The sequence below is a fragment of the Streptomyces sp. NPDC056222 genome, assembly GCF_042264065.1.
In the GTDB taxonomy this organism is placed as follows: domain Bacteria; phylum Actinomycetota; class Actinomycetes; order Streptomycetales; family Streptomycetaceae; genus Streptomyces.
In genome coordinates this window covers 1-19,833 of sequence record NZ_JBHJTL010000129.1, presented here as the reverse complement: position 1 = coordinate 19,833, position 19,833 = coordinate 1, and the positions used below count along the sequence as shown (strand labels likewise).

At 72.2% G+C, this 19,833-nt stretch carries 17 protein-coding genes; 13 read left to right on the top strand and 4 right to left on the bottom strand.

Going from position 1 to position 19,833, the window contains the following annotated elements; genetic code table 11:
- Positions 1-66: 66 nt before the first annotated feature.
- From ACFC0D_RS35455 to ACFC0D_RS35440, 4 genes are all read left to right on the top strand, one after another.
- Positions 67-1,272, top strand: coding sequence for an allantoate amidohydrolase (locus ACFC0D_RS35455; RefSeq protein WP_376445328.1), 1,206 nt, complete (start codon positions 67-69; stop codon positions 1,270-1,272).
- The gene (locus ACFC0D_RS35450) at positions 1,263-2,606 is read left to right on the top strand and encodes a formimidoylglutamate deiminase (protein WP_376445322.1); all 1,344 of its coding nucleotides are present in this window, start codon (positions 1,263-1,265) and stop codon (positions 2,604-2,606) included. The genes ACFC0D_RS35455 and ACFC0D_RS35450 overlap by 10 nt, the downstream gene beginning before the upstream one ends.
- Positions 2,607-2,632: 26 nt before the next feature.
- A complete protein-coding gene (gene hutI / locus ACFC0D_RS35445) occupies positions 2,633-3,880 on the top strand; it encodes an imidazolonepropionase (protein WP_376445319.1) in 1,248 nt (415 codons plus the stop codon).
- Between the two features lie 76 nt (positions 3,881-3,956).
- The gene (locus ACFC0D_RS35440; protein ID WP_376445316.1) at positions 3,957-4,985 is read left to right on the top strand and encodes a S66 peptidase family protein; all 1,029 of its coding nucleotides are present in this window, start codon (positions 3,957-3,959) and stop codon (positions 4,983-4,985) included.
- Here ACFC0D_RS35440 and ACFC0D_RS35435 read toward each other — a convergent pair.
- Positions 4,966-5,613 carry a phosphotransferase gene (locus ACFC0D_RS35435; protein WP_376445313.1) on the bottom strand — a complete coding sequence of 216 codons (648 nt, stop codon included), beginning with the start codon at positions 5,611-5,613 and terminating at the stop codon, positions 4,966-4,968. The genes ACFC0D_RS35440 and ACFC0D_RS35435 overlap by 20 nt on opposite strands.
- A 272-nt stretch (positions 5,614-5,885) precedes the next feature.
- On the opposite strand from ACFC0D_RS35435, the gene ACFC0D_RS35430 reads away from it, so the two are divergent.
- The 7 genes from ACFC0D_RS35430 (at position 5,886) to ACFC0D_RS35400 (ending at position 14,162) form a co-directional block, all read left to right on the top strand.
- Complete coding sequence (locus ACFC0D_RS35430; RefSeq protein ID WP_376445310.1) at positions 5,886-6,989, top strand: GNAT family N-acetyltransferase; 1,104 nt, start codon at positions 5,886-5,888, stop codon at positions 6,987-6,989.
- A gap of 74 nt (positions 6,990-7,063) precedes the next feature.
- Positions 7,064-8,338: a glycosyltransferase gene (locus ACFC0D_RS35425; RefSeq protein ID WP_376445307.1), complete on the top strand. Its 1,275-nt coding sequence runs from the start codon at positions 7,064-7,066 to the stop codon at positions 8,336-8,338.
- Entirely contained in the window at positions 8,335-9,141 is an 807-nt protein-coding gene (locus ACFC0D_RS35420) for a polysaccharide deacetylase family protein (RefSeq protein WP_376445304.1), read from the top strand. Before ACFC0D_RS35425 ends, ACFC0D_RS35420 begins: the two co-directional genes overlap by 4 nt.
- A gap of 117 nt (positions 9,142-9,258) precedes the next feature.
- Entirely contained in the window at positions 9,259-11,142 is a 1,884-nt protein-coding gene (locus tag ACFC0D_RS35415) for a hypothetical protein (protein ID WP_376445302.1), read from the top strand.
- Positions 11,143-11,172: 30 nt separating this feature from the next.
- Positions 11,173-11,589 (top strand): hypothetical protein, encoded by a 417-nt coding sequence (locus ACFC0D_RS35410; RefSeq protein ID WP_376445299.1) that lies wholly within the window; start codon positions 11,173-11,175, stop codon positions 11,587-11,589.
- Positions 11,586-12,647, top strand: a complete 1,062-nt coding sequence (locus tag ACFC0D_RS35405) for a glycoside hydrolase family 26 protein (protein WP_376445297.1) — start codon at positions 11,586-11,588, stop codon at positions 12,645-12,647. Before ACFC0D_RS35410 ends, ACFC0D_RS35405 begins: the two co-directional genes overlap by 4 nt.
- An 87-nt stretch (positions 12,648-12,734) precedes the next feature.
- Entirely contained in the window at positions 12,735-14,162 is a 1,428-nt protein-coding gene (locus ACFC0D_RS35400) for a hypothetical protein (RefSeq protein ID WP_376445295.1), read from the top strand.
- A gap of 51 nt (positions 14,163-14,213) precedes the next feature.
- On the opposite strand, the gene ACFC0D_RS35395 is transcribed toward ACFC0D_RS35400, so the two are convergent.
- The 3 genes from ACFC0D_RS35395 to ACFC0D_RS35385 form a co-directional block, all read right to left on the bottom strand.
- Positions 14,214-16,271: a lipopolysaccharide biosynthesis protein gene (locus tag ACFC0D_RS35395; protein WP_376445292.1), complete on the bottom strand. Its 2,058-nt coding sequence runs from the start codon at positions 16,269-16,271 to the stop codon at positions 14,214-14,216.
- Positions 16,264-17,487: a DegT/DnrJ/EryC1/StrS family aminotransferase gene (locus tag ACFC0D_RS35390; RefSeq protein WP_376445289.1), complete on the bottom strand. Its 1,224-nt coding sequence runs from the start codon at positions 17,485-17,487 to the stop codon at positions 16,264-16,266. The genes ACFC0D_RS35395 and ACFC0D_RS35390 overlap by 8 nt, the downstream gene beginning before the upstream one ends.
- A gap of 121 nt (positions 17,488-17,608) precedes the next feature.
- Positions 17,609-18,514 carry an RNA polymerase sigma factor SigF gene (locus tag ACFC0D_RS35385; RefSeq protein ID WP_376445325.1) on the bottom strand — a complete coding sequence of 302 codons (906 nt, stop codon included), beginning with the start codon at positions 18,512-18,514 and terminating at the stop codon, positions 17,609-17,611.
- Positions 18,515-18,737: 223 nt separating this feature from the next.
- On the opposite strand from ACFC0D_RS35385, the gene ACFC0D_RS35380 reads away from it, so the two are divergent.
- Both ACFC0D_RS35380 and ACFC0D_RS35375 read left to right on the top strand, forming a co-directional pair.
- Positions 18,738-19,106, top strand: a complete 369-nt coding sequence (locus ACFC0D_RS35380) for an STAS domain-containing protein (RefSeq protein ID WP_329119816.1) — start codon at positions 18,738-18,740, stop codon at positions 19,104-19,106.
- Between the two features lie 110 nt (positions 19,107-19,216).
- A complete protein-coding gene (locus tag ACFC0D_RS35375) occupies positions 19,217-19,690 on the top strand; it encodes an ATP-binding protein (protein WP_376445285.1) in 474 nt (157 codons plus the stop codon).
- Positions 19,691-19,833: the final 143 nt, after the last annotated feature.

Genomic DNA, 19,833 nt, shown 5'->3' with positions numbered 1-19,833 from the left:
GGGGGGGGGGGCGGCCGCCGTTCGGGGCGTCGGCGGCCGGTGCGGCGGGGGACCCTCCGCGTGTGTGTGATTTCCCCCCCATGGGGGCGGGCGGCCCCCCCCAGCGCCCCCCGCGCCGCTTCAGGCGGCTACCGCCGCTACGCCTGGACCGCCGCCGACGCCGACTGCCGGCTCTGGTTCCAGATGCAGGCCGAGGCCCGCAGGCTGAACTACGAGGTCGACCGCAACGGCAACCAGTGGGCCTGGCTCGGCGACCCGGCGGCCGGGGACGCGGTCGTCACCGGCTCGCACCTGGACTCCGTACCGGACGGTGGAGCCTTCGACGGCCCGCTCGGCGTCGTCTCCTCCTTCGCCGCGCTCGACGAACTGCGCTCCCGTGGCGTCGTGTTCGAGCGGCCCCTCGCGATCACCAACTTCGGTGACGAGGAGGGCGCCCGCTTCGGACTCGCCTGCGTCGGCTCCCGTCTCACCGCCGGCCGGCTGACGAAGGAGCAGGCGTACGAGCTCCGCGACGGCGACGGCATCAGCCTCCCGCAGGCCATGGAGGCGGCGGGTCACGACCCCGAGACCATCGGCCCGGACCCGGAGCGGCTCGCCCGCATCGGCGCCTTCGTCGAGCTCCACGTCGAACAGGGCCGCGCCCTGGACCTGACCGGCGACTCCGTCGGCATCGCCTCCGCGATCTGGCCGCACGGCCGCTGGCGGTACGACTTCGCCGGCGAGGCCAACCATGCCGGCACCACCCGGCTCGTCGACCGCCGCGACCCGATGCTCACCTACGCCGAGACCGTCCTCGCCGCCCGTCGCGAGGCCGAACTCGCGGGCGCCGTCGCCACCTTCGGCAAGATCGCGGTCGAGCCGAACGGCGTCAACGCCATCCCCTCCCTCGTCCGCGGCTGGCTCGACGCGCGCGCCGCCGACCAGGGCGCCCTGGACACCGTCGTCGCGGGCGTCGAGACCGCCGCCCGTGACTACGCGGACCGGCACGGCATCGACCTCACGGTCGTCAGGGAGTCCTTCACGCCGGTCGTGGAGTTCGCCCACGCGCTGCGGGACGAGCTCGCCGGGATCCTCGGCGAGAAGACGCCGGTCCTCGGTACGGGCGCAGGACACGACGCGGGCATTTTGTCCGAATCGATTCCGACCGCCATGCTGTTCGTACGGAACCCCACGGGCGTCTCGCACTCCCCGGCCGAATTCGCTGCCGAGGACGACTGCGTCGCCGGGGTCCTCGCACTCGCCGACGTACTGGAGGGTCTCGCGTGCAGGTGACGTACTGGCTGGAGCACGCCTGGCTCGACACGAACGTCGAGCCGGGCGTGGCCCTCGAGGCGACGGACGGCCGGATCACGGCGGTACGCACGGGGGTCGACGCCCCGCCGCCCGGCGCCGTCGCCCTGCGCGGCCTGACGGTCCCCGGCCTCGCCAACGCCCACTCGCACGCCTTCCACCGCGCCCTGCGCTCCACCGTCCAGGTCGGCTCCGGCACGTTCTGGACCTGGCGCGAGGTGATGTACCAGGTGGCCTCCCGGCTGACCCCGGAGACGTACCACGCCCTCGCACGGGCGGTGTACGCCGAGATGGCGCTCGCCGGGATCACCGCGGTCGGTGAGTTCCACTACCTGCACCACGCGCCGGGCGGCACCCCCTACGCCGACCCCAACGCGATGGGCGAGGCGCTGATCGAGGCCGCCGCCGAGGCCGGCATCCGGATCACCCTCCTCGACACGGCCTATCTCTCCGCCGGCTTCGGCGCCGCGCCCGACCAGCACCAGCTCCGCTTCTCCGACGGCACGGCCGAGGCCTGGGCGGAGCGCGTCTCGCTGCTCAAGGAGCGCGAGGGCGGGGACGGCGTACGGATCGGGGCGGCGATCCACTCCGTACGGGCGGTCCCTGCCGACCAGCTGTCGACCGTGGCGGACTGGGCGCGCGAGCGGGGCGCCCCGCTGCACGTCCACCTCTCGGAGCAGACGGCCGAGAACGAGGCCTGCCTCGCGGCCCACGGCCGCACCCCCACGCAGCTCCTCGCGGACCACGGCGTGCTCGGCCCGCAGACGACCGGTGTCCACAACACGCACCTCACGGACGCGGACATCGCGCTCATCGGCTCGTCCACGACCGGCACCTGCATGTGCCCGACCACCGAACGCGACCTCGCGGACGGCATCGGCCCGGCCGTCGCCCTCCAGCAAGCGGGCTCCCCGCTCTCGCTGGGCAGCGACAGCCACGCCGTGATCGACCTCCTCGAGGAGGCCCGGGCGATGGAGCTGAACGAGCGCCTCCGCTCCCGCACGCGCGGCCACTGGACGGCGGCGGCCCTGCTGCGGGCCGCGACCGCCGACGGTCACGCGTCGCTCGGTTGGGGCGAGGCGGGCATCCTGGAGCCGGGCGCGCTCGCCGACTTCACGACGATCGCCCTGGACTCGGTCAGGACAGCGGGACCGGTGCCGCGTCTGGCAGCCGAGACGGCGGTATTCGCAGCGTCGGCCGCGGATGTGCGGCACACGATCGTGGGCGGCCGCCATGTCGTACGGGACGGGGTCCACCAGACCGTGCCGGACGTGCCCCGCGCCCTCGCGGAATCGATCGCCGCACTGCGCGGCTGAAGCGCCTGAAGGAGACACCTCTCACCATGAACACGGGCCCCGCGGCGACGAACAACACGGCGGCGAGCTCCGCGCCCACGAGTGCGAACAGCGCCGTGGCGACGGCCGCCACCGCCATCGTCAACATCGCCAGTCTGGTCACCAACGACCCCTCTCTCGGTGATGGAACCCCTCTCGGCCTGATCCAGGACGCGGCCGTCGTCGTGGACGGCGACCGTGTGGTCTGGGTCGGTGAATCCAGCAAAGCACCGGCCACTGACAACCGGGTCGACGCCGGTGGACGGGCGGTGATCCCCGGCTTCGTGGACTCCCACTCGCACCTCGTCTTCGCGGGCGACCGCACGGCGGAGTTCAACGCGCGGATGTCCGGCCAGGCGTACGCGGCGGGCGGCATCCGCACGACGGTGGCGGCGACGCGCGCGGCCTCCGACGAGGCCCTGTCGGCGAACGTCGCCCGCTACCTGCGCGAGGCCCTCACCCAGGGCACGACGACCTTCGAGACCAAGTCGGGCTACGGCCTCACGGTCGAGGACGAGGCCCGCGCGCTGCGCATCGCGGCCGCGCACACGGACGAGGTCACGTACCTGGGCGCCCACATCGTCTCCCCGGACTACGCCGACGACCCGGCCGGCTACGTGGCCCTGGTGACCGGCGAGATGCTCGACGCCTGTGCACCGTACGCGCGGTGGGTCGACGTCTTCTGCGAGAAGGGCGCGTTCGACGGCGACCAGGCGCGGGCGATCCTCACCGCCGGCATGGCGAAGGGCCTGCACCCGCGCGTGCACGCGAACCAGCTCTCGTACGGCCCCGGTGTCCAGCTCGCGGTGGAGCTGGACGCGGCGAGCGCCGACCACTGCACCCACCTGACGGACGCGGACGTGGACGCCCTGGCTTCGGGCAACACCGTCGCGACGCTCCTCCCGGGCGCGGAGTTCTCCACCCGCGCCGAGTGGCCGAACGCCCGCCGCCTCCTGGACGCGGGCGCGACGGTGGCGCTGTCGACGGACTGCAACCCGGGCTCGTCCTTCACCTCGTCCGTGCCGTTCTGCATCGCGCTCGCGGTACGGGACATGGGAATGACCCCGGACGAAGCGGTCTGGTCGGCCACGGCAGGCGGCGCGGCGGCCCTCCGCCGCACGGACATCGGCCGGCTCTCCCCGGGCGCCACCGCCGACCTGACGATCCTGAACGCCCCGTCCCACGTCCACCTGGCCTACCGCCCGGGCGTCCCCTTGGTGACCGAGGTCTGGCGCCGTGGGGTACGCGTGGTCTGATCGCGCCCGGCCCCGCCCCGGCGGCCCGCGGGAAATCCGTCGAGCCGCAGGGGCGGCCCGTGCCAGAATCCGGCGTATGTCCGTTCGATACCCGCGCCCCCTCCGTCCCGGTGACCGTATCGGTGTCACCTCCCCTTCGAGTGGAGTCTCGAAGGAGCTGAGCAAGCGCCTGGACGTGGCGGTTCGGCATGTGGAAGCGCGTGGATACGAGGTCGCCGTCGGGGACTGTATGGACGGTGCCGGGCATGTCAGCGCGCCTGCTGCCCGGCGGGCCGCCGAGTTGATGGGGATGTTGACCGATCCCGACATCAGGGCCGTCGTTCCGCCGTGGGGTGGGGAGACCGCGATCGATCTGCTGCCTCTGCTCGACTGGCGTCGGCTGCGCGACGCCGAGCCGACCTGGCTCGTCGGGTACTCGGACATGTCGACCCTCATGACACCGCTGACCCTCCTCACCGGGGTGGCGACCCTGCACGGCAACAACCTCATGGACACCCCGTACCGGGCGCCCGAGGGGCTGCTCTCGTGGCTCGACATCGCCTCCGCGCCGCAGGGGCGGCCGTTCACCCAGACCCCGCCTGGCCGGCACCGGGCGGCGGGCTGGGACGACTGGCAACACCACCCCGAGACGAGTGAGTTCACGCTCGACACGCCCGGCAGGTGGACCCGCCTGGACGGCAGCGGTGACGTGGATGTCGAAGGGCGTCTGATCGGGGGCTGCATCGAGACCGTGTGCAACGCCGCCGGTTCGCCGTATCTCGACGTGTCGGCCTTCGCCCGGGAGCACGCCCCGGAAGGGCTCATCGTGTACGTCGAGGCGTGCGGCGACGAAGCGCTCACCATCTGCCGGAACCTGCACGGCATGCGGCTGGCGGGTTTCTTCGACCGCGCCAACGCCGTGCTCGTCGGCCGGACCTCCGCGCCCGACGCCCCCTCGCTCACCCAGCACGAAGCGGTCATGGACGCCCTCGGCTCCCTGAACGTGCCGATCGTCGCCGACGTCGAGTGCGGCCACGTCCCGCCGTACCTGCCCCTCGTCAACGGGGCGCGGGCCCGGGTCGTGCACACCTCCACGCGCAGCGAGGTCATCCAGACGCTGGACTGACCTCCAGCGCCGCCACCAGCGCCACCGCCTCGCCCAGGCGGGCGCGTTCGGCCCCGTCCAGGTGCGGGTCCAGCGCTCGGCGTTCCCGGGCCTTCGTCAACGGGAGAGGGCCGCCCGTGTCCGCGAGGGACAGCAGGGTGGCCAGCCCGGCTCGCGCGCCGTCGGCGTACGGCACCGGCGTCACCGCGACCTCCGCCAGGATGAGGGCCGACATCGCCCAGTCCAGCGCCGGATCGCCCGCCGCCGCCGTGTACCAGTCGATCACGAACGGCCCCTCGGGCGTCAGCATCACGTTGCCCGGGTGCAGGTCGAGGTGGAGCAGCGGGGCCGGCGCCGGGGACGGGACGGTGTGCAGGCGGTGCAGCAGGTCGGCCAGGATCGTCGCGGCCGACTCGGGGGTGACCGTACCCGCGAGCAGGGCGTCCAGCAGGGAAGGGCCGGTCAGCCGTCGCATGACGAGCTCCGGGCCCGACACGGAACGGACCCGCGGCACCGGATAGCCGTGACCGGCCAGGTGCTCCATGGTCGCGGCCTCGTGCGCCGCGTCCTCGCCGTCCCGGTAGCGGCGCAGCACCCACTCGTCGTCCAGCGCGAACACGTCCGCCGACCGTCCCGTACCTATCAGCATGCCCCGCACCCTAGCGTCGCCCGGATGATGCGGAGCCCGTCCCCGGAGGTCTCTCAACTCCTCTGCCGACATGCCCCATTGGTCTCTTGATCACCACCAATTACCCTCCTGCACACTCCTTCACGGATCGGTCACAGAAAGCACGAGTAGCCCTGTCCCGGAGGGTTTTCGACCGGTACCGTCCTGTACCGGCAGGACTCAGGGGGGAAGACCGGGGGGTCGGAGAGTTGAGCGCTGTCCGTAAAAGTGCTGTCCGCACGCAGGCCGGCCGCGTGCCATCGCGTACGCAGGCCGTCACCAGTCTGAAGATCGTGAAACCGGGGGAACTGACCGCGCGCGAGACCGACGCCTGGCGTGAGCTGCGCGGGAAGGCCGGGGCGCCCGACAATCCCTTCATGGGGCCGGAGTTCACCCGGGCCGTCGCCGCCGTGCGGCCCCGGGCGCGGGTGGCCGTGTGGAGGGAGGGCGGCGAGCCCGTCGGCTTCTTCCCCTACGAGAAAGGGCCGTTCGGACATGGCCGGGCCATCGGGCTCGGGGTCTCCGACTGTCAGGGCGCCGTCCTCCGGCCCGGTCTGAGGCCGTCGGCCCGCGCACTGCTGCGCGTCTGCCGGCTCTCCGCCTGGGAGTTCGACAACCTGGAGGCGGCGCAGCCGACGTTCGAGGGGGCCGCCGCCGAGGCCTTCGCCTCGCCCGTCATCGACGTCGGCGAGGGCTACGCCGCGTACGAGGCCGTGCTGCGCGCCCAGTCGCCGAAGTTCCTCAAGACCACGCTCGCCAAGGAGCGCAGGCTCGGACGGCAGGCGGGCGCCACCCGGTTCGTCTTCGACGAGCGCGACCCGGACGCCCTGCGCACCCTCATGGAGTGGAAGTCCGCCCAGTACCGCAGGACCGGTCGCCGCGACCGCTTCGCCAAGGAGTGGATCAACACCCTGGTCCGGCGGCTGCACGAGCTGCGCACGCCCGGCTGCTCCGGCGTCCTGTCCGTGCTGTACGCCGGTGAGCGGCCGGTCGCCGCCCACTTCGGTCTGCGCTCGCCGACCGTCCTGTCCTGCTGGTTCCCCGCGTACGACCCCGAGTTCGCCAAGTACTCGCCCGGGCTGATCCTGCATCTGCGGATGGCGGAGGCCGCCGCGGCGGCCGGTATCGGGATGCTCGACCTCGGCCGGGGCGCGGCGGAGTACAAGGACGCCCTGAAGACCGGTGAACTGACCGTGTACGAAGGGTCGGTGGTCCGCACGGGGGTGCGCGCCGGGCTCTACTGGCTGTCCCGCGAGCCGTCCCGCCGCGCCCACAGCTTCGTACGGAACCGGCCGGCGCTCGCCGCGCGCGGCCGCCGCACCCTCAACCGGCTCGCCCGCCTGCGCCCCGGTGGATGACCGGGGCGCAGGCCGCCGCGCAGCCACGTCGATCCACCGAGCCGTCCGCCCTCACCTCCGCCGGGGGAACCCGAATGAACCGCACGCAGGCCCTCTCCGTCGTCGACCTCGATCTCGACTCGCCCGACGGACCCGTCCTCTCCTTCCGGCCCGCTCCTGGGGGACCGCCCCCCGTCGCCGGTGACGTGTACGCGCTCGTACGGCTCCGCGGCCGGCCCGCCGCCACCGTGCTCGGGCACGTCCCCGAAGGCGCGGACGCCGCCGAGGTGCTGGCGGCGCTCGCCCGGCCCGGGCTCGCCCGCCCCGGCGACGAGCCGACAGAGCCCGAAGCGCCCGAAGCCGTACCGCCGCGCGCCACCGTCGTCGTCGCCACCCGCGAGCGCGCCGACCAGCTCGCCCGCGCCCTCGACTCCCTGCTCGACCAGGACCACCCCGACCACGAACTCCTCGTCGTCGACAACGCGCCCACCACGCGGGAGACGGAGGAGCTCGTCACCCGGAAGTACGCCGACCGCGTCCGGTACGTCCGCGAGGACACCCCCGGACTCGCGGTCGCCCACAACACCGGCCTGGCCCACGCCCGCGGGGAGGTCGTCGCCTTCACCGACGACGACGTCGTCGCCGATCCGCACTGGCTGACCGCCCTCACCGCGCCCTTCGCGGCGGACCCCCGGCTCGGCTGCGTCACCGGCCTCATCCTGCCCGCCAGGCTGCGCACCCCGGCCCAGATCCTCCTCGAATCCCACGGCGGCTTCGCCAAGGGCTTCGCGCCCCGGCTGTACGACCCGCTGCGCCCGCCCGCCGACGAACCGCTCTTCCCGTTCACCGCGGGCAGCTTCGGATCCGGCGCCAACATGGCCTTCCGGGCGCGGGCGCTGGAGGCCGTCGGCGGCTTCGACCCGGCCACCGGCACCGGCACGGCCGCCCGCGGCGGGGACGACCTGTACGCCTTCGTCGCCGTCCTCTCCGCCGGGTTCCGGCTCCGCTACACCGCCGAGGCCCTGGTGTGGCACCACCACCGCGAGACCTGGCAGGACCTGCGGAACCAGGCGTACGGCTACGGCGCCGGCCTCACCGCGTACCTCACCGCCACCCTCGTACGCCGGCCGTCGCTGCTGCCCGCGCTCCTCGCCCGGCTGCCCCGCGGGCTCGTGTACGCGAAGCACATGACCGCCCACCGGGAAGCCGCCGGCGACCACGGCGTCCCGGGGGACCACACCGTCCCCGGCGAGCACGGTGTTCCCGCCCACCCCTGGCCTCGCAGCCTCTCCCGACTGGAGCGACGCGGAATGATCTACGGACCCATCGGCTACGCCAAGGCCCGTCTCCGGATGCGAGGCGTGAGATGAGCGCGCCCGCCCACACCCGGATCCCCGTTCTGCTCTACCACGCGGTCATGGACGACCCGCCCGCCTGGATCGCCGAATTCACGGTGACGCCCAAGGAGTTCGGGGCCCAGCTCGACGCGATCGTCGACAGCGGACGGACCCCCGTCACCGTCGGCACCCTCGCCGACCACTTCGCCCGCCGCGCCCCGCTGCCGCCCCGGCCCGTCGTCCTCACCTTCGACGACGGCTTCGCCGATCTGCCGGGGCCGACCGCCGAGGCGCTCGCCGCGCGCGAACTGCCCGCCACCGCGTATCTGACCACCGGGGCGATCACTCCGGGCCGGGCGTGCCTGCTGCCGCCCGCGCCGATGATGACGCTGGGCCAGGCGCCGCGACTCGAGCAGTACGGGATGGAGGTCGGCGGCCACACGGTCACCCACCCGCAGCTCGACACCCTGGGGCCGGGGGACCTCAGGCGCGAGCTGCGCGAGTCGAAGGCCGTCCTGGAGGACGTGCTCGGGCACGAGGTCCGCCACCTGGCCTACCCGCACGGCTACAACAGCCCGGCCGTGCGCCGGGCCGCCGTCGCCGCCGGATACGTCTCGGCCGTCGCCGTCCGGCACGCCCTCAGCTCGGAGTCCGACGAGCGGTACCGGATCGCCCGGCTGATCCTGCGCCGCGGCCACACCGTCGCCGACATCGAGAACTGGATGGAGGGGCGCGGAGCCAAGGCGGCGCCGTATCCGGACTCGCTGCCGACGGTCGGCTGGCGGATGTACCGCAGGGCCCGCGCGCTGCTCAGGGGGCCGGAGTTCGCGGGCTGATGGTGATCGTCAACTCCCTTATGGGGTAAGGGGGTTGAATACGCGTACAAAGGCGAAGTCCGTTCCTATACTTCGCTGAAGGGGACAGTTCGTGGGGTTCGTGGGGGGAGTGTCACCGTGCAGCAACGTGTGTCCGCACCGGCCGCTGGAAGCAGTGCGCCGTCGCTTCCCGACGCCCGGCCGCACGGGACGGCGCCGGTCCGTTCGCGCTCCCTCCCCAGCCCGCAGACCGTCTTCAGCGTGCTGCCGCTGCTCGTGGCCGCGGCGCTCTGGCTGTACGCACTGCCCCGGATCGGCTTCCGTGACATCGCCGACTACGGGCTCCTCGACCGGTTCCCGCTCGCGTACTACGCCTCCCTCGCCGTCCTGACCTGCGGCTTCCTGGTCACGCTCCGGCGGGCCGGGACCGCGCCGTGGTGGCCTGCCACGTACAGCGTCGCCATGCTCGTGGCGCTCAAGGCGCCGCCGGCGGTCCTCTACGACTCCGTGCGCTACGCCTGGGCGTCGAAGCACGACGCCGTGATCAGCCGGCTGCTCGTCGAGGGCACGGTGTACCCGCAGCGGGAGCTGTCCGGCGGCATGTCCGCGTACGACCAGTGGCCCGGGTTCTTCTCGCTCGACGCGGCGCTCGTACGGGCCTTCGGCGTGGACTCGGCGGCCTCGTTCATCAACTGGGCGCCGATCGCCCTCGGCCTGCTCACCCTCCCCGTCCTGCTGCTGATCTACCGCACTTTCAGCGACGACTGGCGGCTGGTGTGGACCGGGGTGTGGATCTTCCAGCTGGCCAACTGGGTCGGCCAGGACTACCTCTCCCCGCAGGGCTTCTCGTATCTGCTCTATCTGACCGTCTTCGCCGTCGTCGTCCGGCACTTCGTCCGGCCCGGCTCGGCGGGACGGCTGCGCGACCGCACCACGCTCGACCCGGCCGCGGCCGCCGTTCCGCCGCCCACGACGCTCAAGCAGCGCGCGATCTGTGTCCTGATCATCGCCCCGCTCATCGCGACCATCAACGCCTCGCACCAGCTCACACCGGTGATGCTCTGCGCCACCCTGTTCGCGCTCTGCCTCACCCGCCGCTACCGCAACATCGGACTGCTCGTCGTCACCGGCCTCATCATGCTGGCCTGGGACCTCACCATGGGCCGGGTGCTCTTCCTGGAGACCATGAGCACCCTCAAGGACTCGGCCGGCGACCTGCTCTCCAACTCCCGTGCCGGATACGCGGGGGAACCCACCGGGCCCGGCCCCGAGCTGGTCGGCACCGCCAACATCCTGATGGTGCTCGCGCTCGCCGCACTCGCCGGCACGGCCGTTCTGCTGCGCCGCAGACTCGTCCGCAGCGCCCTGCCGCTGCTGCTCGCCGCCGCCGCTCCCGTACCCATGTTCGCCGTCAACGACTACGGCGGCGAAATGCTCTTCCGCGTCTATCTCTTCGGCCTGCCCGGCACCGCGTTCTTCGCCGCGGCCGCCCTCGTCCCCGCGGCGGGCGCCGTCGGCAGGAAAGCCGTGTGGGCACGCCGTACCGCCGCCGTCGCGCTGCCGCTCGCCGTCGCCGCGCTGCTGGCCGGCTTCCTGCCCTCCTACTACGGCAAGGAGGGGATGCACTACGCCCCGCCGGCCGAACTCGCCCTCACCCGGCGGGCCTACGACCGGGCGCCGGACGGTGCGCTGATCCTCGCCACCACCGGTTCCTTCCCCGGCGCCTACTACCGCTACGACCACTACGAGCGCTGGTTCTTCACCGAGCAGGAAGTGCCGGAGAACCTGAAGATGCTGAAGGACCCGGCGGGCTATCTCGCCCGGGGCATCCCGGAGGGCCGTCCCGCGTTCGTCGTCCTCACCCCGACGCAGGAGAAGGCCGTCATCGGCGAGGGCTATCTGCCGCCCGGCAGCTTCCGGACCCTCCGCGAGGACCTCAAGCGCTCCCCGCTCTTCCACGTGGTGGAGGAGAGCGAGCACGGACTCGTCCTGGAGTACCGGCCGCCGTCCACCGCGTCCTGACCGACCGCACCCGAGCACCTGGAGTACGCCATGGCCCACGCCCACCTCCAGCTCAGAGTGGCCCTGGCGGCCTCCGGCTGGCTCGCGCTCGGTGCGACCGCGCTGCCGGGCGGCTCCCCACTGCGCTGGATCCCCGTCCTCGCCTTCGTGACCCTCGCGCCCGGTCTCGCGCTGCTCCACCCGCAGCCGGGCGGACTGCGGCCGGGGGCCCGACTCGAGGCGCTGGCGCTCGCCGCACCCGTCAGCCTCTCGCTCGCCACGCTCGCCGCGACCTCGCTGTTCCTGGTGGAGGCCTTCTCCACCACCGCGTTCCTGGTCGCCCTCGCCGTCTTCGTGACCGTCGTCGCCGTCCTGCCGGGCGTGCCGCTGCCCGCCGCCACGCGGGGTGCCGCCGAGCGCGAGAGCAGCCGCGCCCGGGCCAAACGAAAGCCCGGTGGCGGGCGATGAGCGGACGCCATGCCGAGCCGCAGCGACGGGCCCACACCGCGATCGCCCTCGCCGCGGTCGCCGCGCTCGCCGCCGGGATAGGCGTCTGGGCCACCAACGCCGACGGCGACGACCGCTGCGCCCCCGACGCCGACCTCGTCCTGCCCTGCGGAGCCTGGTGGGGCGCCTACATCCCGTACGACGCCGACAGCTCGCTCACCCGGCCGGTGTACGCCTTCGAGAAGAAGATCGGGCGCAAGCTCGACCTCGTCTACACGTACCACGACATGTCCGGGAACCCGGTCGACGGCGAACTCCTCACCCCCGACGAGCAGGAGCTGGGCCGCGAACGGCTGCTGATGCTGGCCTGGGAGTCCACGGTCTGGAAGGAGAAGCACCACGCCAACTGGAGCGAGAACCAGCTCGGTTGGAAGAACATCGCCTCCGGGATGTACGACGAGTCGATCATCGATCCGCAGGCGCGGCGCATCAAGGCTTACGGCAAGCGGGTCTTCTTCTCCTTCGACCAGGAGACCGACTTCCGGATCAAGGAGGGTGCAGGGACCCCGGCCGAGTACGTCGCCGCCTACCGCCATCTGCGCGACCGCTTCGAGAAGCTGGGAGTGCGCAACGTGGTGTGGGTGTGGACCGTCTCCGGCTATCTCGGCCACAAGGAGCAGATGAAGGCGCTCTACCCGGGGGACGCGTACGTCGACTGGATCGGCATGGACCAGTACAACTACTACCAGTGCCACAAGTCGCCCAACTGGCTGGACTTCGAAGCCAGTCAGCGGCCGAGCTACGAATGGCTGCGCGAGAACGTCTCCGCGAACAAGCCCGTCATGCTGTCGGAGTTCGCGACCGCACCCGATCCGCGCCGGCCGGAGCGTCAGCGCGACTGGTACAAGGAGATCCCCGAGGTGGCTCCGAAGCTGCCGAAGGTCCGGGCGTACGTCCACTGGAACCGGGCCGTACCGGGGCCGAACTGCGATCTGACCGTCAACTCCGGCCCCGCGCTCGAGGGATACAGGGCGGCGGGCTCGGATCCGTACTTCGGGCAGCGCGTTCCACGCCATTAGCGGAGCCTATGCTTCTGCCTGGTGATCATGCGGATCGATCCGCCGAGTCACCCCAGTGATGCATAACAGGCGGAAAGCAACGGGGACATGAACAAGTACACAGTGATGGCGGCAGGTCTCGTCCTGTCGCTCGGGCTCGTCGCGGGCTGCGGCTCCTCCGACGGTCCGGAAGCCGGCAAGGCCCCGGAGAAGGGTGCCTCGGGGACGCCGAAGGATGCCCCGAAGGCCGAAGGCCCGGTCTACAGCGGCCCCGCGATACCCGGCCTCGCCGACAAGCAGGCGTGGAGCCTGCCGCGTGCCGACGCCATCGACCTCGGAGACGCCTTCCTCTTCGTCAAGACCGGCGCGGGCGAGTACGCGGCGGGCGGGGGCTACAAGGACGACCCGCTCGACGGTACGACGGGCCTCCTCCACTCCACCGATCAACCGGGCCCCGTCAACCTGGAGTTCCGCGATGTGAAGACCGGAGCCGTGCGGAAGACCCTCAAGGTGACGGCCGACCGTGTCGCCGCCACGACCTGGCGCGACGGCGTGCCGGCGTTCGAGGTCCGCACCACCAGCACGACGGAGTCCGACGGGCTGAGCGCGGAGGGCACCACCACCACGATCACCGTCTACGGAAGCGACGGCACCGAGCTGGGCAAGGCCGAGCACAAGGGCGACACCCCCTTCCACGTCCACGAGGGCCACCTGATCGAGCAGGCGGACCAGGCGACGCTGCAGCTCACCCCGATCGGCGGCGGGCAGCCCCGCAAGATCACCTGCGGCGGGCTCCAGGCGAGCTGCTCGTTCGACCCCCGCAACAAGGACATCGACGGCGGCTCGGGCCACGCCCCGCTGATCACCGGCAAGTACACCTTCCACGTGAACAACGGGTCCACGTACGAGACGGATCCGGAAGAGCTCGTCATGTCCGACCTCGCCACCGGCGCGAAGGTCTGGAGCAGCGACGACGTCACCCCGCCCAAGGGTGTGGAGCTCGACGACAAGGGCGTGCGGACCAGCGGCAGCATTCGCGTCCTCGACGTCCGCGACGGCCGGATCCTCACCGCGTGGGGTGCCGGTGCCTTCCTGACCGACACATGGGTCACGGCGACGTACGACCTGGCGAGCGGCAAGCAGATCGGCGGCTCCACGAGGTACGCCTACGAGGACTTCCCCGGCGACACGATCAACACCGAGGGTTCGTCGGTCTTCTCCGCCGACCACCAGCTCGCCGCGGCCGCCACCGAGAAGGGCACCGCCGTCTGGCAGGTCGCGGACGGCAAGGAGGTCTGGGTGCAGAAGGAGGGCGAGAAGCTGATGACGCCGCTGCGCCTCTCCCCGAACGGGGGCGTGCTGTACGGCACGACGGAGGAGAGCGACGACACCGTGCTCGCGGTCGACGCCCGCACGAAGAACGTCCTCGTGAAGGACCTGCCGTCGGACAACGTCCCGCTCTTCTCCAAGCAGTCCGGCTACGGCTACGTCAGCACCGACGCCGGCTTCTTCGTGTTCCCCACGGCCGGCCGGTGATCCCTGCCGCCCCGGAGCCCGGTCGGCTCCGGGGCGGTGCGGCGCTCGCGGTCAGCGGCGCCTGAGCCCGCGCACCGCGACCGCCGCCATGGTGGCCCCGCACAGCCCCAGCAGAACGGGCAGCGGGGCCGCCGCGAAGGCGTGCTGGGCCGCCCAGCCCGTCCAGACCAGCACCCAGACCACGCAGAGGGTGATCCGCCCACCGGCGCCGAGGACCCGCAGCAGTACCGCCACCAGCAACAGGCACAGCCCCTGGGCCGCGATCGGCAGCACCGGCAGCGCGGGGTCCGGGACCAGGCCCGCACCGGGCCCCGCCGCCGGGTCCGGACGGATGCCGAGCAGCGGCGGCGCGGTGTGCAGGGCGAGGAAGGTGGCGAGCAGGATCGTCGCGGCGAGCAGCGGACGGATCCGGCGCAGCGACACCACCGCCACGTGCAGCACGATCAGCAGGATGCCCGCCGTGAGGGTGACCGGGGGCAGCGCGGTGATCAGCCGCGTACCGGACAGGTGGTCCAGGCCCAGGCTGCCCGCACGGGCGAGCGGGATCCAGAAGAGGCCGGTGGCAAGGCCGAGGAGCAGCCACAGCCAGGTCGCGGGCCCGTCGTCCCCCGCGGCCCCGGGGTCCGCCGCGCGCTCCGGCTCGGGCTCCGGACGCGGTACGTACACCGGCAGCCCGAAGGCCGGCGTCACCGTGTCCGCCGCCGCGCCCCCACGTGTCCACTCCGCCTCGTAGCCGCTCCGCTCGGCGGCGCGACGCGCCCAGTTCGTGCCGTACTCGACCTCCTTGCGCCCGCCCTTCAGCGCGGATCGCAGACCGGGCGCGGAGGCAGCCGCCATCAGGGTCATCGAACCGAGCATGGCGAGTCCGGCGCCGGAGATCCCGACGGGGCCGAGGAGCAGGGCCGCGCTGCCCAGGACGAGGACGCACATCGCGCCCTGGAGGACGGCGAGCGCGCCAGTACGCCCCTGGACGCGCAGAACGCCGATGTACAGCTCGACGGCGACGCGGGGGAGCGCGGCGGCGGCGAGCAGCCGCAGCACCATCGTCCCGTGGTCGGCGTAGTCCGCGCCGAACGGGGAGAGGATCTGCGGGGCGAAGACGACCAGCACGAGCACGACGGGGACGAGCAGCAGCGCCATGCGCCGCAGCGCGCCGCGGACGCCCTCGGCGAGGGACTCGGGGCTGTGCGAGGCGTGCGCGGTGAGCGAGGAGGCCATGTTGATGGCCATGAACTCCATCGTGCCGCCGACGGTGTACGCGGTGTAGAAGAAGGCGTTGTGGGCGGCGTCGAAGCGGACGGCGACCATCACCGGCAGCAGGTTGATCATGGCGAGGCTGAACAGCGCGCCGACGGAGTCCCCGGCCATGAAGCGGCCGATCTCGCGCATGGCGGGCGGTTCGCGGTCGCGGTCGGCGCGCGCCTGCCGGGGGATGAGCCGGCGGAAGACGAGCCAGCCGAGCGGGACGACGGAGAGGGCGATCGCCGCCGACCAGGAGACGAAGACGCCGAGGACCGGCATGGTGGTGGCGAAGGCGACGAGCAGCAGCAGCTTGCCGATGGAGAAGCCGGCGTTGCCCACGGGCACCCAGAAGGCGCGCCTGAGCCCGGTGAGGACCCCGTCCTGGAGGGTCAGCAGCGCCCAGCCGACGCAGGACGCGGTGAAGAAGAGCCCGGCGGAGAGCGTGCCGAGCGGCGCGTACGAGGGGCCCCACCAGTCGATGGTGAGCAGGAAGACTCCGCAGGCCAGCGCGACGACGACCGAGCTGACCAGATAGATGCGGCGGACCAGGAGGCCGGTGGTCCGGCCGGCGCGGGGCACGTAGCGGACGACGGCGCCGATCATGGTGGTCGCGGTGATCGAGGCGAGCAGCCGCTGCGCGGCGATGGCGGCGGAGCCCTGCCCGACGGCCTCCTCGGTGTAGTAGCGGGCGGCGACCAGCCAGAAGCCGAGCCCGAGCGCCGCCGAGACGCCGGTGGACAGCATGAGGGCGTACGCGTTGCGGAACATGGAGTCCCCGCCGGAGCCGGTCTCGGGCGGGTCGGCCTCCGACGGCTCTCGGTCCCGCTCCCCCTCCGCCGGCTTGTGCAGCCGGACTGCCTCAGCCACGGTCGCCGCGCCGCGACGACGTGTCGTCCGGTCCGGCGAGGTCGGCCGGCGTGCGGATCGGCCGGACGCCCGCCGCGCGCAGCACCTCGATCACCTCGCCCGCCCGCCGCGGGTCCACCGGAAGGGCGTGGCGGGCGAACCAGGCCGCCGGCTCCGGGGCGGGGGAGGGGTCGGTGAACAGCTCGCCCGCGTAGGTGTCCAGCGGCGGGTCGTAGAGGTAGCCGGTGACGATCCGGCGGCGGGCGAGGGCGGCGATGGCCGCGTCCCGGTCCTCGACGAGCAGGGGCACGCGGAAGAGCGGCTGGACCGTGCCCGGGTCCGTGCCCGCGCCCCACTCGCTCGCAAGGAGCCGCTCCGTACCGGCCCGGTGCGTGGCGAGGGTGGCGTCGAGGCGGGCCAGGAGCCGTCCGGTGCGGCGCAGCCGGCCGGGCCCCGGACCGAGGCGGTAGTCGTGCATGTCGACGCGGACCCAGGAGTGGAAGGGCGCGAGCCCGGGCGCGGCGGCGAGGGCCTGCTTCAGCTCGCCGGCCCGCAGCGGCATCCGGATCTCCTCGCGTTCCTGCTGCCCGAGCAGCCGGAGCGTGGCGTGCGCAGCCTTGACCAGGCGCAGTCCGCGTACGGTCGCCTCGGCGTACGGCCGTACGAGATAGGCGAGTTCGGCGGTCGTACGCGACGGGTGGAGCAACTCGTCGCGTGCTGCGGCCAGTTCCGCCCGCAGGGCGGGGTCCGCGAGGGCGAGGAAGCCTCCGGTCTTGGCGCCGGTGTGCTTGGAGAGGCTGAACACGGACGCCTCGCCCCAGGTGCCGACCGGTCTGCCGCCGATCTCGGAGCCGATGGCGTGGGCGGCGTCCTCCAGGAGGGGGATTCCCAAGGCATCGCAACGGGACCGCAGTTCGGGCGCGGGGTCGGGATTCCCGTACAGATTGGTGGTCAGGACGGCGGAGAGTCCGCGCCATACGGAATCGGGCACGGCCGCCGTGTCGATCGAGCCGTCGCGCGGGTCGAGCGGCGCCTGGACGGGACGCAGTCCGGCGGCGAGGACCACGAAGAAGATGACGTCGTCGTTGACCGGGGACATCAGCACGCGTCCGCCGGGTCTGCACCAGTGACGCAACGCCAGATAGAGACCGAAGCGGCACGACGGCACATGGAGACACTCTCTGCCCCCGAGCCTGCCACGCATCCGCTCTTCCAGTTCCGCGTACGCAGAAACCATGCGATTCCCCCCTGAACCCCGGGCTCAATGTGTCCCATTCCGGGTGGTCCGTCAATAACGCGGAAGGGCCCGTCCGGTGAAGAACGGGCCCTTTCCACACGTCATTCGGGGAGCGCGAAGGTCACTCCTCCAGGGTCAGCCCCTTGCGCAGCCTGCCCAGCGTCCGGGAGAGCAGCCGGGAGACGTGCATCTGGGAGATGCCCAGCTCCTCGCCGATCTCCGACTGGGTCATGCCGGCGACGAAGCGGAGGGAGAGGATGCGCCGGTCGCGGGGCGGCAGCGAGGCGATCATCGGCTTGAGGGACTCCACGTACTCGATGCCCTCGATGCCGTGGTCCTCGTAGCCGATCCGGTCCGCGAGCGCGCCCTCGCCGTCGTCCTCGTCGGGCTGGGCGTCCAGCGAACTCGCGGTGTACGCGTTGCTGGCGGCCATGCCCTCGACGACCTCGTCGCGGCTCAGGTCGAGCTCCTCGGCGAGTTCGCCGACGGTCGGCGCGCGGTCGAGCCGCTGGGACAGCTCGTCACCCGCCTTGGCGAGGTCGAGGCGGAGCTCCTGAAGCCTGCGCGGGACGCGCACCGACCACGAGGTGTCGCGGAAGAAGCGCTTGATCTCGCCGACGATCGTCGGCATCGCGAAGGTGGGGAACTCGACGCCGCGGGCCAGTTCGAAGCGGTCGATGGCCTTGATGAGACCGATCGTGCCGACCTGGATGATGTCCTCCATCGGCTCGCTGCGGGAGCGGAACCGGGAGGCGGCGAACTTGACCAGGGCGAGGTTGAGCTCGACCAGGGTGTTGCGGACGTACGCGTACTCGTGGGTGCCCTCTTCGAGGGCGTCGAGCCGGGCGAACAGCGTCTTCGAGAGCGCCCGGGCGTCGATCGGGTCGACCCGGTCGAAGGGCCCGATCTCGGGAAGGTCCTCGGTCAGGTCTCCGTCGAGCTGCTGGGGAAGGCTGAGGGTGGGGGGCGGAGTTGTATCTGCCGACGGCGCGTCGGGGGTACGCGGGGCGTCGAGCCGGGGTGACATGGTCTCCTCCATCGTTTCTTCCTGCTGCGGTTTGCGGCGCCTCCATAGCCGGCCGTTTCGAATGTGCCTTACTAGCCCTACCTGCTCGACACGCATGGTTGCAAGTGTCAATTGTCGGGTTTGCTCTACTATGTGGTGGAGTTCATGTGCAAGCCTTGGCACGTCGCTTGTATGGTTCGTGGCACGTCAACCGGCATCCGCGAGAGCGAGAAGAGGCACGGGCATGGACCGCCAGAACATCGGCAGCGCGCAGCCGGGGAGGCTGCGGGTCGAGGTCCGCACCGTGGGGGCGACCGAGATCCTCACCCCGGTGGGTGAGCTCGATCACCACACGGCCGACGTGTTGCGTACGCCACTCGACCACGCGCTCGACGCCGGCCGGTCACGGCTCGTCGTCGACTGCTCGCGCCTCGACTTCTGCGACTCCACCGGACTCAACGTGCTCCTCGGAGCCCGGCTGAAGGCCGACGCCGCAGGGGGCGGGGTCCATCTGGCGGGGATGCGGCCGGTGGTGGCCCGGGTCTTCGAGATCACCGGTGCGGACGTCGTCTTCACCGTGCACGACTCGCTCGCGGCGGCACTGTCCGACTGAGCGACGGGTGTCGTCAGGAAAAGACCGGGCAGGAGAGCCCCGGTTTCGTCCGTTGTCTGGTGAATCGGTTGATTCCGTTGAGTCGGTTGAATCGGTGAGGTGAAGCGCTGATGGACACTGCTGCCGGTGGCAGGGAGATCGAGGAGTCGGTGGACCCCGTCGTGGGCGCCGTCGATCTCGACGTGCGTACGCTCGCGCTCGGCGCCACCAGCGGCACCGTTCCGCTCGCCCGTGATTTCACGAGGACGGCGCTCTACGACTGGGGCTGGCTGCCGGCCGCCACGGCCGACGCCAGGGCCGCCGCCGAGGACGTCCTGCTGGTCGTCTCCGAGCTGGTCACCAACGCCTGTCTGCACGCCGAGGGCCCCGAGGTGCTGCGCGTGCTGAGGCGGGCCAAGGTGCTGCGGCTCGAGGTCGCCGACCGTGGCGCGGGGCAGCCCGCGCCGCGCACCCCGCACCGGGCCGGGCGGCCCGGCGGGCACGGCATGTTCATCGTGCAGCGGCTCTGCCTGGACTGGGGGATCGAGCGCAGGCCCGGCTCCCCCGGAAAGACGGTCTGGGCCGAACTGGCGGCTCCCGCCTAGTACGTCCGTACGACACCCCTGGCGCGCCCGGTGACGGGCGCGCCCATCGGTGCGCCCATTGTGTTACCACAACAACGCCCCACGCGTACCTTGACGCCCCAACAGAAAAGACCTCAGTAACATCGCGGTGAGGGGTGCTTGTG

Excerpts from the sequence above, each read along its gene's own strand:
- hutI (WP_376445319.1), top strand. The coding sequence starts at position 2,633 with ATGAACACGGGCCCCGCGGCGACGAACAACACGGCGGCGAGCTCCGCG.
- ACFC0D_RS35440 (WP_376445316.1), top strand. The coding sequence starts at position 3,957 with ATGTCCGTTCGATACCCGCGCCCCCTCCGTCCCGGTGACCGTATCGGT.
- ACFC0D_RS35435 (WP_376445313.1), bottom strand. The coding sequence starts at position 5,613 with ATGCTGATAGGTACGGGACGGTCGGCGGACGTGTTCGCGCTGGACGAC.
- ACFC0D_RS35425 (WP_376445307.1), top strand. The coding sequence starts at position 7,064 with ATGAACCGCACGCAGGCCCTCTCCGTCGTCGACCTCGATCTCGACTCG.
- ACFC0D_RS35420 (WP_376445304.1), top strand. The coding sequence starts at position 8,335 with ATGAGCGCGCCCGCCCACACCCGGATCCCCGTTCTGCTCTACCACGCG.
- ACFC0D_RS35410 (WP_376445299.1), top strand. The coding sequence starts at position 11,173 with ATGGCCCACGCCCACCTCCAGCTCAGAGTGGCCCTGGCGGCCTCCGGC.
- ACFC0D_RS35405 (WP_376445297.1), top strand. The coding sequence starts at position 11,586 with ATGAGCGGACGCCATGCCGAGCCGCAGCGACGGGCCCACACCGCGATC.
- ACFC0D_RS35400 (WP_376445295.1), top strand. The coding sequence starts at position 12,735 with ATGAACAAGTACACAGTGATGGCGGCAGGTCTCGTCCTGTCGCTCGGG.
- ACFC0D_RS35390 (WP_376445289.1), bottom strand. The coding sequence starts at position 17,487 with ATGGTTTCTGCGTACGCGGAACTGGAAGAGCGGATGCGTGGCAGGCTC.
- ACFC0D_RS35385 (WP_376445325.1), bottom strand. The coding sequence starts at position 18,514 with ATGTCACCCCGGCTCGACGCCCCGCGTACCCCCGACGCGCCGTCGGCA.
- ACFC0D_RS35380 (WP_329119816.1), top strand. The coding sequence starts at position 18,738 with ATGGACCGCCAGAACATCGGCAGCGCGCAGCCGGGGAGGCTGCGGGTC.
- ACFC0D_RS35375 (WP_376445285.1), top strand. The coding sequence starts at position 19,217 with ATGGACACTGCTGCCGGTGGCAGGGAGATCGAGGAGTCGGTGGACCCC.